Source organism: Parasphingorhabdus sp., from assembly GCF_039939955.1.
In the GTDB taxonomy this organism is placed as follows: Bacteria; Pseudomonadota; Alphaproteobacteria; order Sphingomonadales; family Sphingomonadaceae; genus Parasphingorhabdus.
Window position 1 is genome coordinate 72510 of record NZ_JBDVHS010000003.1, and the last position, 16709, is coordinate 89218.

Genomic DNA, 16709 nt, shown 5'->3' on the forward strand with positions numbered 1-16709 from the left:
CGGGTTGGCCAGATATATAGGTGAATGCGATGAACCAGTTGCCTATCTTTGTTAATTTGAAGGATCGCAAGATTCTTCTCTTGGGTCGTGGCGAAATGGCCGACGCCAAGAAGCGGCTTTACGAGCGTGCCGGAGCGGTCATCACCGATGATGAAAACGCCGACGGACTGGTGCTCGCCGTGGTAGCGGTGGAAGATGACGACGAAGCTATTGCGGCTGTGGCGCGGCTGAAAGCTGAAGGGTTGCTGGTCAATGCTGTCGACCGGCCGGCGCTGTGTGATTATACCACGCCAGCGATTATCGACAGGGACCCCGTTTTGATTGCTATTGGTACAGGTGGGACTTCTGCCGGGCTCGCTAAAGCGTTGCGGCAACGGCTAGAGCAGCTGCTGCCAGCCAGCCTAGGGGGTTTGGCTAGTGCATTGCTTGCCGCGCGAGAGCGGATGCAGACGATCTGGCCAGATGCAGCAGCGCGGCGAAAGGCAATAGACGCCGTGTTCGATCCCCACTGTGCTCTCGACGTAATGACCGATCATGCTCCGGAGGATGTGGATGCCTGGCTTGCACAGCCGCATGGGCAAACCCGATCGCAGGTTATCGATTTTGAACTGGCCAGCACGGATCCCGATGATCTGACGCTTCGACAGGCGCGGTGGTTGGGACAAGCGGATCAGATTTTTGCGAGCGATGACGTGCCGGAACAGATATTGGACCGCGCTCGGGCTGATGCGCAACGCTTTACCCTCTCGCTTTGGGATGAGCAGCCGACAACCGGATTGGCGTTACGGATCAGGATGAAGATATGAACGGATTTTCCCAAATAGCCGATGTTGATATTTTGACGGCGCTACAAAACGCCTTGGCTCCGGCCTTTCTCTTGGTCGGCCTTGGCGCCATGCTTGCATTATTTGCTGGGCGCCTCGCGCGGATCATTGATCGGTCGCGTGATCTCCAGGAGCAACATAAGTCCACCACTGGACGGGACCATGATCTTGTGATTGCCGAACTTGGTGATTTGCAGTTGCGGATTAAGATCGTCAATAGCGCCATATTTCTGAGCGTCATAAGCGCAATCATTACCTGTGCGCTGATCGGAATGCTGTTCATCGCTGGACTAACGGGCGTGGACCTTTCTTTGGCCGTAGCCGGGGCGTTTGTTGTTGCAATAAGCCTGCTCTCGATAGCGCTCGTTCAATTTCTTCGGGAAGTGCGAATTGGTATTCGCGATTTCATGATCCGGGAAGAATATCTCGAAAAACCGGATAGAGCACAATGAAAAGAGGCTGCCGGCCCGTTTGGACCGACAGCCTCTGAACATGGGTCAGCGGTAGGAAGTGCCGCTGCCGGGTTGCCTGATCGCTAAATCAGATATGCCCCCCGAACGGATTTTTCCGACCCCTGTGCTGAACCATGAGACATCGGACCACCTCCTTTCGCTTGTGAATAAAATACGAACTGTTGCATTGAAATTTCTCCGCTGTTCGACAATCGAAATGTGAATCAAGTTGGACTTGCGAACAAGTCTTGAATTTTTCTATTTTGCTGTCACAATCGCGCGTTCCCGTCTGAGGGTCAGCCTCGGCAATCTTCCACCACACGACTGAATTCCGGCGCGATAGGGATGGCGATTGATTGTAGGCCATCGGTCTCAATGGCAAACCGGCCGCGACTATAGGCAATACGGTCCAGCATTATATCGTCGATTGATATTGAAACGGCTGCGTAGTGCGGCGTTCCACCGCTATTGCGGGCAGTATAGGATTGTAGGCCGGCGCTGGCGCGTAGAAGCATAGCGGCTCCATTTCGGACCGAACCGGCGCGGGATAGAAACAATTGGCGTCCCGATTGATTGCAGCGGATGATGAATACCGCGTCTTCATCGGGCTGGCCAAACAGGGCCAGCGAACCGCGAGCGTCTTCGCGATATACCCATGCGCCGACTGTGATCGGCCAGTCACTCCAATCACCCTGCGGCTGTACGGGAGCCGGTGGTAGCGGCGTGACAGGTTTGGCCTGTACCGGAACGGGCGTCGGTTCCGGCAAGGGCGCTGGATTCAACGGTGCGGCTGAGCAAGCGTTGAAGGCAAGCAAGATGAACGGAATGGTGAGCAGGCTATAGGTGATTCTCATTGCAAAGGAATATGGCCAAAAGCGTGGTGCTAGGCTAGTCCTCATTTGTAATGTCTCAGTCCGAATCCAAAGCCGTGAAACAACGCGTTGATCAGATACTCACGGATCGCGGTCTCGCCGAAAGCCGAGCCAAGGCGCAGGCCTATATCATGGCCGGCTTGGTGACGGCCGCAGGTAAGAAAATCGATAAACCAGGCCATAAGATGGCGAATGATGTAGCGATTGAACTGAAAGGCAAAGATCATCCATGGGTTTCCCGTGGCGGCATAAAGCTTGACCATGCGCTGCAATATTTCGGGATTGATGTCACCGATATGATCGCGATGGACGTCGGTAGCAGTACTGGCGGATTTACCGATGTGCTGCTGACCGGCGGCAGCAAAAAAGTCTATGCAGTGGATAGCGGCACCAATCAGCTTGCGTGGAAATTGCGGCAGGACGAACGGGTCATTGTGCATGAGCAGACCAGTGCCAGAATTCTTACGGATGAGCATATTCCAGAGCCGGTCGATATCATTGTTTGCGATGCGAGTTTTATTTCGCTGATCAAAGTGCTCGAACGACCCATGGAATTTGCCAAGGGAAATGCGATGCTGGTTGCGCTCATAAAGCCGCAATTTGAAGCCGAGCGTTGTGACGTCGGCAAGGGTGGTGTCGTTCGAGACGAAGCGGTTCGTCATGCAACATGTGAAAAAGTGAAAGATTGGTTGGGCGCATCCGGTTGGGATGTTCTGGGGATTACCGAAAGTCCTATCACCGGGCCAAAGGGCAATGTGGAGTTTCTGATCGGCGCTCGGAAGCACTGAAAACAGCAGCGGCGACGTCACCAATTTGTTCTATCATACGGGTTGTTATTTTCGGTTCTTCTCCTTAGCTGGGCAGCTATGACGAAAACAACCGAAACAGCTTTAATGCCAACCGTGCCGGATATTGGCGCATCTATTCATCGTTTGCTTCTGGATGGGGCCGAGTGGCTGACCAACCACTATGTAGAACTGATAATAGCGACCGCGATCGGCGCAGGCATTTTTTTCCTACTGGGTGCGATCAAGCGTCTCGCGGCACGCTATGTTCGGAATAATGATGATTTGATCGGATATCGGAAGATCATTGTCACGGCGATTGCCCGCACGAGCAAATTTTTCATGTTGATGGTATCGGCCCAGCTCATAGTCAGTTTTGCAAATGCACCAGCCAGTTTTGAACGGGTGATGCATGTTCTATTCACGATTGCGATCGTGATACAGGTTGCAATCTGGCTCCGGGAAATCATTCTTGGCTTGATCATTCGTCGGACGTCACAGGATCCCGATCAGCATGAAACGCTCGAAAATGCGATGACGCTGATCCGGGTGCTGGTTACCTTCGTAGTTTTCGCAATCGCGGCGATCATGATTCTTGATAATCTTGGCGTGAATGTGACTGGCCTGATTGCGGGACTCGGTGTTGGCGGCATTGCGATCGGTCTCGCCGCTCAGGGTGTTTTCTCGGATCTGTTCGCGGCATTGTCGATCATCTTCGATAAGCCGTTCCGCCGAGGCGAAACAATCACTTATGATGATACAATCGGAACGGTCGAAAAAATTGGCCTTAAAAGTACGCGGTTGCGTGCGGTTACCGGTGAGGAAGTCATTATTTCCAATACCAATTTGCTGGATAAGGAAATCGTGAATTTCACCCGCTTGGCCAGACGACGGACGCGCTTTGCGATTGGTGTCATATATCAGACCAAGCCCGATGAGGCGCGCCGGATTCCAGATATTCTCAAAAAAATTGTTGAAGATAATGACGCGGTGTTCATCCGCTCGGGTTTCGTTGGTTTTGGCGATAGCTCGATCAATTTCGAACTCGATTTCGATATCATGAGCAGCGAATATGAGATTGTCTATGAGGGGCGCCATCGAATTGGATTGGCTATATTACAGACATTCAATGAAGAGGGGCTGGAATTTGCCTATCCGACGCAGACGACCTTCACGGCTGCGCCAAACGGCGAGATGATTCTGCCCTATCCAGAAGGCGGCTTTGGCGCTCGTACGAATAAGGACTAGCGTTCCGTAGCGGCAGCGGACCGCAGAAAAAATGCCTTGTTAATTGGTCGATTAATAGGGACAATGCGCATCAAATTCGACTCCGATTCAAATCATGAAGGAATTGCACATGCGTGACGCAGTCATCGTTTCAACCGCCCGTACCCCTATCGGACGCGCCTATAAGGGTGCTTTCAACACCACAACCGGTGCCACCCTCGGCCACTATTCCGCAAAAGCAGCGGTCGAAAGAGCGGGTATCGACCCTGCCATGGTCGATGATATCGTTTGGGGCAGCGCGCTGCAACAGGGTTCACAGGGTGGCAATCTGGCCCGTCAAGTGGCGTTGCGTGCCGGCTTTCCCATCGAAGTGCCGGGCATGACGATTGACCGGCAATGTTCTTCCGGCCTGATGGCGATTGCGACGGCATCCAAGCAAGTAACAATTGACCGTATGGATGTGGTTGTTGGTGGTGGACAGGAATCGATCTCGACGGTTCAGACCCCAGAGATGCGGGTGCAACCAGACCGCGAATTGCTCAAAATGCATGACGATATTTACATGCCGATGCTTCAGACCGCTGAAGTGGTTGGCGAACGCTATGGCATCAGCCGTGACGCTTGTGACGAATATGCCCTGCAGTCTCAAATGCGCACCGCGGCGGCTCAAGAAGCCGGCCATTTTGACGCAGAAATCATCGAGGTGACGACCACCATGGGTGTGCAGGACAGGGAAACCAAAGAGATTTCCCGCGTCGAAGTCACGATCAACAAGGATGAAGGCAACCGTCCTTCGACCACGCTTGAAGGCTTGCAGGGACTGAAACCTGTAGTTGGCCCGGATAATATCATCACTGCTGGCAACGCGTCCCAGCTGTCAGATGGTTCCGCTGCGAGCGTCGTGATGGAAGCAAAGGCTGCAGAAAAGGCTGGGCTCAACCCATTGGGACGTTATGTCGGTATGGCGGTTGCGGGTACCAAGCCTGACGAAATGGGTATTGGTCCGGTCTTTGCGATCCCCAAATTGCTTGAGCGATTTGGCCTGAAAATGGACGATATCGGCCTTTGGGAACTGAATGAAGCCTTTGCCGTACAGGTGCTTTATTGCCAGCAGAAACTGGGCATTCCCGATGAACTTCTCAACGTCAATGGGGGCTCAATTTCGATCGGCCACCCTTATGGTATGACCGGGGCACGCTGTACCGGCCATGCTCTGATCGAAGGCAAGCGACGTGGCGCGAAATATGCGGTGGTCACCATGTGCATCGGCGGCGGTCAAGGTGCAGCGGGACTGTTCGAAATTTTCTAGAAACCTCAATTTTTCGGGCCGGCGGGAAATCGCCGGCCCTTTTTTTATATAGGGAGAGCATAAAATGTCTGCAGTAGGCGTAGTCGCAACTTTAACCGTGGCCGAAGGCAAAAATGCCGATTTTGAAGCCGCATTTTCCGAATTGATGGCCGCTGTGCGTGCCAATGAGCCGGGTAACGAATTTTACTCCGTATTTCAGAGCAAGGACAACCCTCAGCAATATAAAGTGCTCGAGCGCTACGTTGATCAGGCGGCGCTGGAAGCACATGGAAAATCGGATCATTTTCGCGCCAGCGGTCCTAAGCTTGCGCCCTGTATGGCAGCAGCGCCTGTCATTGAATATCTGGACGGAATCTAGTCCTTCCAGTTAGCGGGCGCTATCGTTCCGCTATCAAAACGGAAACCAACGGGTCGATCTTTAGCCAGCAACAGCGGGCCATCAAGGTCGACCCATTGCGCCAGCTGCGCAAGAGCGAAGGCTGGCCTGATGCCCCATGATGTGGACAGCATACAGCCAACCATTATTTTCAGGTTCATCGCCTGCGCTGCGTGAGCGATCGCCATTGCTTCGGTCAACCCACCCGCCTTGTCGAGCTTGATATTCACGGCATCGTAAAAAGGGGCAATCCGTTCCACATCGGCGCTGGTGTGGCAGCTTTCGTCGGCACAAAGCAGAACCGGTGATCGCACGCCGCTGAGCAGATGATCTTGTCCCGCACTGACTGGTTGTTCGATCAGTTCGACCGCATATGGGCCCAATCGCGCCGCTTCGGCTGCGATGTCCAGATCGTTCCAGCTTTCGTTGGCATCGACGATCAGGCGAGCAGCAGGCGCGCCGCGATGTACGGCGGCGACGCGCGCCTGATCATCCTGTCCCGATAACTTCAGTTTCAGCAACCCATGCCCGTTCAGCGCCGCCTCGCGCGCCTTTGTTTCCATAATCTCCGGGCGGTCGAGTGATATCGTGAAAGCGGAAATCAATGGTCTCGGCTCAGGCAATCCCGCGTGCTGTGATAAAGATGTACCATTTTTTCGGCAATCGAGATCCCAAAGCGCGCAATCGAGAGCGTTGCGGGCAGCGCCACGCGGCATCTTCTGGAGCAGAATCGCACGATCAAGCTTTGGATGTTTAGCCACAAATTGTGAGATATCATCTGCACATTTGTCGGCGCTTTCACCTTCATAATATATGGGCGTTGCTTCCCCTATTCCCACATGAAGGCCGTCTGATATCGTACATAGTACGATATCAACATGCGTCTTCGTTCCGCGGCTGATGATGAAAGAACCATCGACGGGCCATCGTTCGACGGTAACGGAAACAGAAAGCGTCATAGTCCACCTTTACGGCGCAGCATCGAGAGGGTCACCCTATTTGTCGGGATCGATGTGCGGGCGTTTAAGTCGCTGTTTTTGCCGTACCGGCAACCTGTTTGGTAATCGGTCGCCATTTGGCTTCGGATGCCCGGCGCGCCATATAGGTGTCTAGACCGATCTGCAGGGCCACCAGCATATAGACGAATGGCTGATAAGCGATGCCCACGAACAACGCTCCAACCAGGAAGATTATATGTCCATTTTGCAAAGCAATGGCGAGGGGGGCGACCCATTGCTCGCCTTCTTTTTTGGACTTAGAATATTTTCGTCGCAGCAGTTCCATCCGCCAGAGGCCTCCGACATGAATGATCAGCCATAGAATGAGGCCGGGATAGCCCTGTTCCCCCAACATTTCGAAATAGCTACTGTGGAATGCACGGGCTTCATCTTCGACAAGTCGCGCGTCTACATCGTCGGGATCAATGCCCCAATCCTCATATTGTTCGGTGTCCACTTCCGATAGTTCATAAGTCAATTTGTTCAGACGGTAGACGTCAAATCCTCCTCCAAATGGGTGCTCGTTGGCATAGTCTATTGTCCATCGCCAGACCGCGATACGGGTCGAAGCCGACTGGTCAGCTTCATAATTTTCTATTGTGGCCATCCGTTCGGTGAAGCTCTGTGGTAGAAATGGAATAGAAAAGAGGCCTACGGCCACCGCAAGGCCTGCGTATATCATCCGATAGCGGGCAAAACGCAATTGCAACACTGCCAAGACCCCGATGCAGACCAAACCCGTGCGTGCCTGCGTACCAATAGGAATGAGCAGGGCAGCAAAGGTCAAAGCATATGCAAAGGATTTTACTCGCCAGTCCGATGGGAAAATGGTCCCATGTTTGGAGAGCCAGAGGATTAGCGGGATGATACAGATGGCTACGGTTGATATGATCGATCCCTCATATAGGCCGCTATTATTATCGACGAGTAGCACCAGAACGCCATATCCACCGCCCGAGGCCAAGGTCTTGATACCGCCCGTGATGATTAATGTGCCTGCGCACAGCACCATGAAAAGTGCTAGCGCTTCCAGTCGCAATTTGGTTTTGAGCGTGAGTGGTAGAAATATGGCGAAGACCAGAGCTTTCCACACCCAGTCCCATTTCTCCATCGCGGCGTCGGGAACTTCGGCCTGTACCGTTGTATATCCACAATAGACGAGCAGCAGGACCATCATCGCCTGTCGGATCGAAAAACGACTGTCCTGTTTGTTGTCTGCCAATATGTAGCCGAGGAACGCTAGGGCAAAGACGACCAATGACAACGGGATGGAATTGAGCATGAAATAGCTCAATCGCTGCGGCGCCACGATGTCGATATAGGCATAGATCAGCGTGAATAGAAACGGACGTTTGAAGGCGATGAATAACAGCGCCAAGAGATATCCAACAAAGGCGAGATCACGCATCGGACTGTGATCCCCCGTTGGGTGTTTGTTTTGTAAAACCTTCTGGTTTTTTGTCGGGTTCTGGCGGGGCTTCTACATCGAGATCATCTCGGTGAAGCAGACGCCAAGCGGCGATCAACAGCAAGCCATGCGTCAAAGCGATAGAAAAATTGTCTATCATTTACCCAGTTCATCCCGATATGAGCGGCGAAAACACGCTCTTCTATCATCTCTACCATTGTGCGGTATAGGTTTTAGGTTGACGGGACGTTAATCCTTTTTTTGTAAGGTTTTCTGCCATGACCAGAATTCTCCACATTCTCGATCACAGCCTGCCTTTGCACAGCGGCTATTGTTTTCGGACGCGGGCCATAATGAAGGCCCAAATTGCCAGTGGTCTGACAGTGGCGGGTGTAACGGGAGTTCGGCAAAATCAACATGATTATGTCGCTGCGGCAGCGCAGGAGGAGGTCGACGGCCTCCAATTCTACCGGACTCCGACTCAAGTTCACGGGATATCACCGTTGCGGGAGTTGCGGGAAGTGAAGGCGCTGGCGCGACGTGTTGAACAAGTCATTGAAGAACAGAAGCCTGATATATTGCATGCCCATTCGCCAGCGCTCAATGGTTTGGCTGCCCTCCGTGTCGCGCGAAAGTTGGGACTGCCCCTCGTATATGAAATTCGGGCTTTCTGGGAAGATGCGGCCGTTGGCAATGGTACGGGGCGGGAGAATAGTCTGCGCTATTGGCTGACACGGCAACTGGAAAACTATGTTGTTCATGGTGCCGACGCAATTGCGGTGATCTGCGAGGGCTTGCGGTCGGATTTGATCGCCCGGGGTGTGAATCCAGACAAAATAATTGTCTCGCCCAATGGTGTGGATCTCGATCTATTTGGCACGCCGCCAGCGCGCGACAAGAAATTTTTGGGGGAACTGGGTTTGACGGACAAGTCCGTTCTCGGATTCATTGGCAGTTTTTATGACTATGAGGGACTCGACGATCTCATCGCTGCTCTGCCCATCCTTCAGGCATCTCGTCCAGATGTACATCTGTTGCTGGTCGGGGGTGGTCCAATGGAGGACGCCCTGAAGGCACAGGTTGAGCAGCTGGGTGTCGGATCTGCGGTGACCTTCACCGGACGCGTGCCGCACAGTGACGTTGAACGCTTTTATGGCCTGATGGATATCATGGTTTATCCACGCAAGGCTATGCGGTTGACCAATCTTGTGACCCCGCTCAAGCCCCTTGAAGCGATGGCGCAAGGCCGGTTGGTGGCAGCGTCGGATGTTGGCGGTCACCGGGAACTGATCGTCGATGGTATCACCGGCACACTTTTCCCGGCTGGTGAACCAGGAAAAATCGCCGAAAAGTTAACCCAGATGCTGGATAACTCGGCGTCTTGGCCACAAATTATTGAGAAAGCTAAGAAAATTGTTGAGGCAGATCGTAACTGGTCATCAAACATTTTGCGTTACAATCCTGTTTACCAAAGGTTGATCGCCCGGAAATCTTTCGAGCGCTCGACCTGAGATCGTGGAGAATGATGTGGACCCGATGGAGCAGGACTTGGCTCGATTCAAACAGCCCGCGATGGCTGTGGCCGGCGGTATTGCTGCGGCTTTGGTGATTGCCACTTTGCCGCACGTCTACCTAGAAAATGCCGTGGGAGCGACGGGGCTGTCGGAAATCATACCCGCTGCGGCACCGCCGCTTGGTAATACCGCGCGCGGCCTGATTGCTTTGGCTGCGGGCCTCGTCTCCGCCTCGGCAATATATATGTTCCTAAATCACAAACCAAAATTTCTTGGAGGAGGCTCTGACATGGGCTTTGCAATTCACAACGATATCACAGCAGACTCAATCGATTCGGACCGAGAAGAAAAGCGTGGCTTCACGATGCCAAAGCTGAATCTATCGGCAAAATCATTGACCAAGTTTCTGAAGAAGCCGAAAAAATCACCGGGCCAGGTCACCGAATTGCAGGATCTCCCGGATGTTCGATCTGTGGATCGTCATCCGGATGCGCCGGCACGCCAACCGATTTTTGCGTCCTCTGACCTGGGCGAGCCGCTTGCCCAGAAAATTCAGAGATTTGAGGAACCAGATGTAGAGGATGATGTCACCGACACAGCGGAGCAGCCAGCATCGCTGGACGTAACGCCGATACCGTTCGCGGTGGAAGAAATTCCGGAGCCGCTGTCGGAAGAGGAGCCCGCGTTGGTTCGGGTTGAGAATATTCTGCAAGAAGAAGAGCCGATCGCTCCGAGCGAGGATTTGTCCGGCCTGTCTCTGGCCCAGCTTGCCGATCGTCTGGAATCCGGCCTCCGGCGTCTCGAAGCGCTCGAACTGGGTAATCGAACGACAGCATCCCCAGCGGTAGCGCAATCTGAACCGAAAGCGGAAGCTGTTGTTTCATCGGTCGGGCACGACAAACTGTCAGAGGCAGTGGTCAACCCGCAATCAGCGGCAACCGACGAAACCGAAATTGACGCGCTTGAGAATCGACAAGCAGATATGGATGCAGCCCTAAAGGCGGCGCTGGGTACTTTGGAGAAAATGACCACCGATCGTTGATCTTTGCTAGTTGATGGGATCGATGATCGAGAGGATCTCGACCTGTAGCTGCGTTTTGGTTTGTTCCGTGATCAAAATATCTGCGACAAAATGGTCGGGGATTGCAAATTCATGGTCTGGCAATGCTCTCGCCAGCTCTTCTATCACTTTCGAATCGGGAGCCGTTGTCGAAATAACCGCAAAACTATGTCGCGTCCCGGAAAAAGTAATGCTTGCCCAAGGGCGTTTGCGCTTGAGGCAAACCTGTGCCTGATCTCCACCCAGCGCTTTGATTTGCTTGGTAAGCATTGGACCTGGGTCTTGCACGTCGCTTTTGAAGCGATCTGTTTCAACCAGCATGGTCTGCTCGCCACAAGTGCATGAAATATTCAACTTGCTCTGTAACGGCTTTGCCGGGTTGGCGACCGTTGCGTAAATCCTGAACAAAGCGTGGATCGCGTACCGATAGTCGGCCGAACTTCGTCCAAGACATGTCGGTTTCGTTTAGGAATATCTCAATTTTCCGTAACAATGGCACCAATAATCTCCTTCTCGCTGCTGGTCGCGTGCAATGCGACTCGTTGAATAGGGAAATTCCTATTTGAAATGTGATTTCCTACATGTCTAGGAAAAATCCTATTGCCTATTTCGGCCAAGCTGCTATGTTTGTTCCATTGTGACCCAAGACCCGCGCGCCAATTTGGAAGAACTGATCCGGAAAAACGGACATGATTTTGCTGCGATTTCGAAAATGCTCGGCAAAAACCCTGCCTATATCCAGCAATATATCCGGCGTGGCTCACCGAGAAAATTGGATGAGGAAGACCGGCGTCGGCTTGCGGAATTTTATGGAGTCGAAGAAGATGTGCTCGGCGCGCCTGCGAGACGGACAGCTCGTGGGTCCAGTAAGTCCTTGCAGGGTGATGGGTTGTTGCGAATCAAGCAATTGCAGGTTGGCGCTTCTGCTGGTGCTGGATCATTGGCGGAAGACGAAGATGCTGGGTCCATTGGTTTTGGACCCAAGTGGCTTCGGAGACTGGGCGCAGATCCGGCGAGCCTGTCCCTAATTGCTGTTGATGGCGATTCGATGAATCCAACTTTGGGTGATGGCGATGATATCATGGTTGATCACAGTGCCGCCTCCCGACCATTGCGCGATGGTGTATATGTGTTGCGGATGGATGATGTCTTGTTGGTCAAGCGCGTTGCAATGGGGCCCTCGGGGAAATTGTCGATTCGTAGCGACAATCCGCAATATCCGGATTGGGAGGATGTAAGTTTAGAAAACGTCAATATCATTGGCCGGGTCGTCTGGACGGGAAGGCGGCTTTGACTGGCCTATCAATAGGCCGCTTGCAACTTGTCAGCGTTGTCGCCAAATAACCTGATATGACAGATGCACCTCTTAAAGCCGTGATAATTCCGGTCACCCCGCTTCAACAAAACTGCACGCTTCTTTGGTGCACCAAAACCAATAAGGCCGCGCTCAGTGACCCCGGCGGCGATTTGAGTCGTCTAAAAGCGGCGGTCGAAGAGCATGGCGTTGATCTTGAGAAAATCATCATCACCCATGGTCATCTCGACCATTGTGGGCAGGCAGGCATGCTCGCAGAGGAATTGGGGCTTCCTATCGAAGGACCGCATAAGGATGATCTCTTCTGGATCGATCAGCTTGATGGCGATGGTGCGCGCTATGGAATGGAAGCAAAGAGCTTTGTTCCGGATCGCTGGCTGAATGACGGTGATCAGGTCACTGTTGGTGATCTGGTGCTCGACGTCATCCACTGTCCGGGTCATACGCCAGGCCATGTGATTTTCTATCATCAGCCTTCAAAATTGGCAGTAGTTGGCGATGTTATATTCCAAGGCTCAATCGGCCGCACCGACTTCCCGCGCGGTAATCATCAGGATTTGATCGATGCGATCACTCAAAAACTTTGGCCGCTGGGCGATGATGTAACCTTCATTCCTGGCCATGGTCCGACCAGCCAATTTGGCTATGAGCGCAAGACGAACGCGTTTGTCGCCGATGATGTTTTGGCAGCGCGCTAGGCACTGCTGCTGTCGTTAGCTGCGGCCTCACCACCGGCGAATAGAGACAAGTCGATGGACATGACTTCATCGAGCAGATCGCGTTTCTGAACAAATTTATTGGCCATCTTTGTGTCTTTTGCGAGATGGGGCTTCAGGTAAGGCAGCGCTTTGAGAGGATCTCGCTCCGCCAGAGTTTCCCAAATTACCATCGCCGTGATCAGCATCCGTTCGTTCAGATAGCCCTGTCGTTCATATTGCCAGCCTTCGTTGTTGCTCGCGAAATTCCATGCGCTAGTGGCCATAAAGATACCAAATCCTAGGTAGACTGAACAGAGATCGGTTGTCAGTTCGTGAACTTCCCAGCCACCCGGAGGTGCTGTTTTAGCCGTGCTCATAAGATAATGAGACAGTTCATGGGCAAAGGTCGCGATCAGTTTTGCAGGATCACCAAGATGGGCGGGATTGTAACTGATCTGTGCATAATTTTGTCCGTCATCGGCTTTCAGGAGTCGATATTCTCCTGCTGGTGCATGGCTATCATGTTTGATCATTTGGCCCGACTCAAGAACCATCTCGCGCGTGTGCTCGCCTTGCACCAGCTTTGTTGGCCAGTCGTTCATGCCAGACAAAATCTTTACCTGCTCAAAAATTTCCTCGGCTTTCCGGGACGGGTCGGCACTCGTTCTAGGGAAAAATGTCTCCTCAGGCAGCACCAGCCGGTTGGCGGGATGTCTCTCGAACCCGCCAAATTCCGTCGTCAGCCATTTGAAGCTGGCAAGCTGCCAATCCCACTCGTCTGCATCGAGCGGTCTTTTGGTTCCGAACAGCCCCATTGATCGTCAACCCGTTGCCTAGACCGATAGATACGGAATGGTAATTGCGTAAATACCCAGTCCGAGTAGCGCCAGCATAGTCACCAACGTGCCAATCATCCGGCCCTTCGCAAATTTACCATCATCCATACCAATGCCATGCGCGACCCGGCCAAGCAGATAGACGCCGCTGACGATCCACAACCATGTGGGTGAGCTTGGGCTAGCCAGCTCGATCAGGCCAACCAGAAGTATCACAAATGGTGCGCTCTCGATATAGTTGCTATGGGCCCGCATGCGGCGGATGACCTTGTCATTCCCGCCATCACCGACACTGACTTTTTCGCTTGTGCGAACTTGTCCGACGCGGATCATCAGCCAGATATTGATCAGTGCTGCGGCTCCCGCAATGGTCAGTGTAATCGGTAAAATCATGATGTTCCCCTGGATGTTATCTTTATGGTACCACTATAGGAGTAGAATGCTTGCAACGCACGGGAAATTCGTTATACGCGCCCCTTCGCGGGCAATTGGCTGACGATTGAACGAGTGATTCTCTGCAGAATTTCAGAGCCAAGCTTGTTCGATCATGATGTTTGGCTTATTTGTGCGGACAGATGATATTTGAAATTTAAAGAACAGGCTTAGCAATGGCTGTACCTAAACGAAAAACTACGCCGTCCAAGCGCGGAATGCGCCGGTCTCATGATGCTTTGAAAGTCGAAGCCTATCAAGAATGCCCGAATTGCGGCGAATTGAAGCGCCCGCACCATATGTGTGGTGCTTGTGGCCATTATAATGGCCGTGAAGTCTTGGCCACCGATCTTTAATCGGCTAGCCTCTCGGCTTCTGACGCGTAATCAAGGGGAATAACCGGTGGGAATGAGGCCGCGAATCGCGATTGATGCGATGGGCGGAGATGAAGGCCCGCGCGTGATGGTTGCGGGTGCTGCACTCGCGCGGAAACGTCACGCAGGTTTTCAATTTCTTTTCGTCGGCGATGAAACGCAGATTCGTGAAGCGCTTAAGAGTCACCCCAATCTCAGTGCAGCATCTGACATATTACATGCGGAAGACGTTGTTTCGGGTGGTGATAAGCCCGGACAAGCGCTGCGTGGTTCCAAAACAACATCGATGGGTATGGCGGTCAATGCCGTAAAAAGCGGAGAAGTCAGCGCTGCGGTCAGTGCTGGTAATACCGGTGCGCTCATGGCTATCTCCAAATTGGCGTTACGCACGATGCCCGGCATTGACCGTCCCGCATTGTCGGCATTGCTTCCGACAATGAAAGACACGGATGTCGTGATGCTTGATTTGGGCGCAAATACCGAATGTAATAGTCGGAATTTGGTCCAGTTTGCGGTGATGGGAGCTGCGTACAGCCGGATCATGCACGGATTCGAACGCCCCAAGGTGAAGCTGTTGAACATCGGTACCGAGGATGTAAAAGGCACCGGCACGATTCAGGAGGCGGCAGCGACTCTGAAAGGAGCGGCTGGTTTGCACATAAATTTCCAAGGTTTCACCGAAGCAGACAAGATATCGACTGGTGAGGTTGATGTGATCGTGACCGATGGTTTCTCCGGTAATGTTGCGCTTAAGGCGCTCGAAGGGACTGCGCGCTTCGTCACCGATCTGCTAAAGCAAAGTTTCCTGAGCAGCCTTCGTTCCAAAATTGGTTTCCTGATTTCTCGGCCGGCAACACAGATGCTACGCGATCATCTTGATCCCAACAATCATAACGGTGCTGTGTTTCTGGGGCTGAATGGCGTTGTGGTAAAAAGCCATGGCAGCGCGGATGAAAAAGGCGTGGCCAATGCTGTCGAAGTTGCAGCCCGGCTGGTGGAGGACAGTATTTTGGAACGTATCAGTGAAGATTTGACAACAATCAGCCCATCGGCATCAGAGCCCGTGGCAGCGAAATGAGCGTCAAGGCTGCAAGACGTGCCGTCATCAAAGGGACTGGTTCGGCGCTACCAAGAACCCGCGTATCCAATGCCGAACTCGCCGAGCGAGTGGATACAACGGATGAGTGGATTGTAGAGCGGACCGGAATTCGATTCCGTCATATCGCTGAGGATGACGAGACAACATCAAGCCTCGCCATAGAAGCCGCTGAAAAAGCTATGCAAGCCGCTGGCTTTGGTAGTTCGGATATTGATCTAATCATCGTAGCGACGGCGACTCCCGATCAAACATTCCCGGCGACCGCTACTATTGTCCAGCATGCCCTGGGCTGTAATGGTTGCGTTGCATTTGACGTCGCGGCGGTCTGTTCGGGTTTTCTATATGCTCTGTCCGTAGCGGATAGTATGATCCGGGCTGGTAGCGCGCAAAATGCGCTGGTGATCGGGGCGGAGACGTTCAGCCGCATCCTCGACTGGGAAGATCGCGGGACCTGTGTTCTATTTGGTGATGGAGCCGGAGCGATCGTCCTCGCCGCTGAACAGGGCGAAAATGGTGTTCTCGCTACCCGATTGCACGCTGACGGTGAGCATAATCAGCTATTATATGTCGATGGCGGCGCGGGCACTACGGGTACCGTTGGTAAGTTGCGCATGAAAGGCCCTGAAGTTTTTCGGCATGCCGTCGTCAATCTGTCTACGGTTCTGAAGGAAGTCTTGGAAGAGGCGGGAGAAGGTGTCGGCGATGTCGATTGGGTCGTCCCGCATCAAGCGAATGCCCGGATATTGGATGCAACGGCCAGAAAGCTTCGCCTTCCACCTGAGAAAGTCATCAAGACCGTCGATATGCATGCTAATACTTCGGCTGCATCGGTTCCACTGGCATTGGATACCGCCGTGCGCGATGGTCGAATCAAGGTTGGAGACTTGTTGGTTCTCGAGGCGATGGGCGGAGGATTTACTTGGGGAGCGTCGGTTATCCGCTACTGAATATCTTGGTTTCATTTGAATATCTGTCTGAAATCACCGCCAATATCACCAAATTTACATCTTTATCGTCGAATTTACATTTTTGTCGAAAGCCGGTTGAGGAAATCCTATTCCGCGCCCTAACTTGTCGGGATGGACTATTCTGCATCGACAAATCTGACAGTTTCGGCGCCGTTTTTGTAC

At 52.9% G+C, this 16709-nt stretch carries 21 protein-coding genes; 13 read left to right on the forward strand and 8 right to left on the reverse strand.

Annotated features, from left to right (window positions below; translation table 11 throughout):
• Positions 1–29: 29 nt before the first annotated feature.
• Positions 30–806 (forward strand): NAD(P)-dependent oxidoreductase, encoded by a 777-nt coding sequence (locus ABJG22_RS03450; RefSeq protein WP_348018854.1) that lies wholly within the window; start codon positions 30–32, stop codon positions 804–806.
• On the forward strand, positions 803–1276 hold the full coding sequence (locus tag ABJG22_RS03455) for a DUF2721 domain-containing protein (protein WP_348018855.1): 474 nt from the start codon (positions 803–805) through the stop codon (positions 1274–1276). The genes ABJG22_RS03450 and ABJG22_RS03455 overlap by 4 nt, the downstream gene beginning before the upstream one ends.
• A gap of 296 nt (positions 1277–1572) precedes the next feature.
• Here the strand turns inward: ABJG22_RS03455 and ABJG22_RS03460 are convergent, their stop codons facing one another.
• A complete protein-coding gene (locus ABJG22_RS03460; protein WP_348018856.1) occupies positions 1573–2130 on the reverse strand; it encodes a hypothetical protein in 558 nt (185 codons plus the stop codon).
• Positions 2131–2180: 50 nt separating this feature from the next.
• Between ABJG22_RS03460 and ABJG22_RS03465 the strand changes: the two genes are divergently transcribed.
• The 4 genes from ABJG22_RS03465 to ABJG22_RS03480 all read left to right on the forward strand — a co-directional run bounded on the left by ABJG22_RS03465 (position 2181) and on the right by ABJG22_RS03480 (position 5827).
• Positions 2181–2936, forward strand: coding sequence for a TlyA family RNA methyltransferase (locus ABJG22_RS03465; protein WP_348018857.1), 756 nt, complete (start codon positions 2181–2183; stop codon positions 2934–2936).
• 78 nt (positions 2937–3014) lie between these two features.
• Positions 3015–4181, forward strand: coding sequence for a mechanosensitive ion channel family protein (locus tag ABJG22_RS03470; protein ID WP_348018858.1), 1167 nt, complete (start codon positions 3015–3017; stop codon positions 4179–4181).
• A gap of 109 nt (positions 4182–4290) precedes the next feature.
• Positions 4291–5469 (forward strand): acetyl-CoA C-acyltransferase, encoded by a 1179-nt coding sequence (locus ABJG22_RS03475; protein WP_348018859.1) that lies wholly within the window; start codon positions 4291–4293, stop codon positions 5467–5469.
• 64 nt (positions 5470–5533) lie between these two features.
• Entirely contained in the window at positions 5534–5827 is a 294-nt protein-coding gene (locus tag ABJG22_RS03480; RefSeq protein WP_348018860.1) for a putative quinol monooxygenase, read from the forward strand.
• On the opposite strand, the gene ABJG22_RS03485 is transcribed toward ABJG22_RS03480, so the two are convergent.
• The 3 genes from ABJG22_RS03485 to ABJG22_RS03495 all read right to left on the reverse strand — a co-directional run bounded on the left by ABJG22_RS03485 (position 5824) and on the right by ABJG22_RS03495 (position 8411).
• Positions 5824–6804 carry a dipeptide epimerase gene (locus tag ABJG22_RS03485; protein WP_348018861.1) on the reverse strand — a complete coding sequence of 327 codons (981 nt, stop codon included), beginning with the start codon at positions 6802–6804 and terminating at the stop codon, positions 5824–5826. The two genes, ABJG22_RS03480 and ABJG22_RS03485, sit on opposite strands and share 4 nt — an antisense overlap.
• A 64-nt stretch (positions 6805–6868) precedes the next feature.
• Positions 6869–8251, reverse strand: a complete 1383-nt coding sequence (locus ABJG22_RS03490) for a putative O-glycosylation ligase, exosortase A system-associated (RefSeq protein ID WP_348018862.1) — start codon at positions 8249–8251, stop codon at positions 6869–6871.
• A complete protein-coding gene (locus ABJG22_RS03495) occupies positions 8244–8411 on the reverse strand; it encodes a hypothetical protein (protein ID WP_348018863.1) in 168 nt (55 codons plus the stop codon). Before ABJG22_RS03495 ends, ABJG22_RS03490 begins: the two co-directional genes overlap by 8 nt.
• A gap of 118 nt (positions 8412–8529) precedes the next feature.
• Here ABJG22_RS03495 and ABJG22_RS03500 point away from each other — a divergent pair, with 118 nt between their 5' ends.
• Together ABJG22_RS03500 and ABJG22_RS03505 are read left to right on the forward strand one after the other, a co-directional pair.
• On the forward strand, positions 8530–9762 hold the full coding sequence (locus ABJG22_RS03500; protein WP_348018864.1) for a TIGR04063 family PEP-CTERM/XrtA system glycosyltransferase: 1233 nt from the start codon (positions 8530–8532) through the stop codon (positions 9760–9762).
• A gap of 37 nt (positions 9763–9799) precedes the next feature.
• Positions 9800–10807, forward strand: coding sequence for a hypothetical protein (locus ABJG22_RS03505; RefSeq protein ID WP_348018865.1), 1008 nt, complete (start codon positions 9800–9802; stop codon positions 10805–10807).
• 6 nt (positions 10808–10813) lie between these two features.
• On the opposite strand, the gene ABJG22_RS03510 is transcribed toward ABJG22_RS03505, so the two are convergent.
• Both ABJG22_RS03510 and ABJG22_RS03515 read right to left on the reverse strand, forming a co-directional pair.
• Positions 10814–11146, reverse strand: a complete 333-nt coding sequence (locus tag ABJG22_RS03510) for a hypothetical protein (protein WP_348018866.1) — start codon at positions 11144–11146, stop codon at positions 10814–10816.
• Positions 11136–11324 (reverse strand): hypothetical protein, encoded by a 189-nt coding sequence (locus ABJG22_RS03515; protein WP_348019040.1) that lies wholly within the window; start codon positions 11322–11324, stop codon positions 11136–11138. The genes ABJG22_RS03510 and ABJG22_RS03515 overlap by 11 nt, the downstream gene beginning before the upstream one ends.
• A gap of 138 nt (positions 11325–11462) precedes the next feature.
• On the opposite strand from ABJG22_RS03515, the gene ABJG22_RS03520 reads away from it, so the two are divergent.
• Complete coding sequence (locus tag ABJG22_RS03520) at positions 11463–12119, forward strand: S24 family peptidase (protein ID WP_348018867.1); 657 nt, start codon at positions 11463–11465, stop codon at positions 12117–12119.
• Between the two features lie 56 nt (positions 12120–12175).
• Complete coding sequence (locus tag ABJG22_RS03525) at positions 12176–12838, forward strand: MBL fold metallo-hydrolase (protein WP_348018868.1); 663 nt, start codon at positions 12176–12178, stop codon at positions 12836–12838.
• On the opposite strand, the gene ABJG22_RS03530 is transcribed toward ABJG22_RS03525, so the two are convergent.
• On the reverse strand, positions 12835–13653 hold the full coding sequence (locus ABJG22_RS03530; protein ID WP_348018869.1) for a hypothetical protein: 819 nt from the start codon (positions 13651–13653) through the stop codon (positions 12835–12837). The two genes, ABJG22_RS03525 and ABJG22_RS03530, sit on opposite strands and share 4 nt — an antisense overlap.
• Positions 13654–13671: 18 nt before the next feature.
• Positions 13672–14067, reverse strand: a complete 396-nt coding sequence (locus ABJG22_RS03535; protein WP_348018870.1) for an MAPEG family protein — start codon at positions 14065–14067, stop codon at positions 13672–13674.
• 215 nt (positions 14068–14282) lie between these two features.
• Here ABJG22_RS03535 and rpmF point away from each other — a divergent pair, with 215 nt between their 5' ends.
• Genes rpmF through ABJG22_RS03550 form a run of 3 tightly spaced genes read left to right on the forward strand, consistent with a single transcriptional unit; the run spans position 14283 to position 16526 of the window.
• Positions 14283–14462 (forward strand): 50S ribosomal protein L32, encoded by a 180-nt coding sequence (gene rpmF / locus ABJG22_RS03540; RefSeq protein WP_348018871.1) that lies wholly within the window; start codon positions 14283–14285, stop codon positions 14460–14462.
• A gap of 52 nt (positions 14463–14514) precedes the next feature.
• A complete protein-coding gene (gene plsX, locus ABJG22_RS03545) occupies positions 14515–15558 on the forward strand; it encodes a phosphate acyltransferase PlsX (protein WP_348018872.1) in 1044 nt (347 codons plus the stop codon).
• The gene (locus tag ABJG22_RS03550; RefSeq protein ID WP_348018873.1) at positions 15555–16526 is read left to right on the forward strand and encodes a beta-ketoacyl-ACP synthase III; all 972 of its coding nucleotides are present in this window, start codon (positions 15555–15557) and stop codon (positions 16524–16526) included. The genes plsX and ABJG22_RS03550 overlap by 4 nt, the downstream gene beginning before the upstream one ends.
• Positions 16527–16709 lie beyond the last annotated feature (183 nt).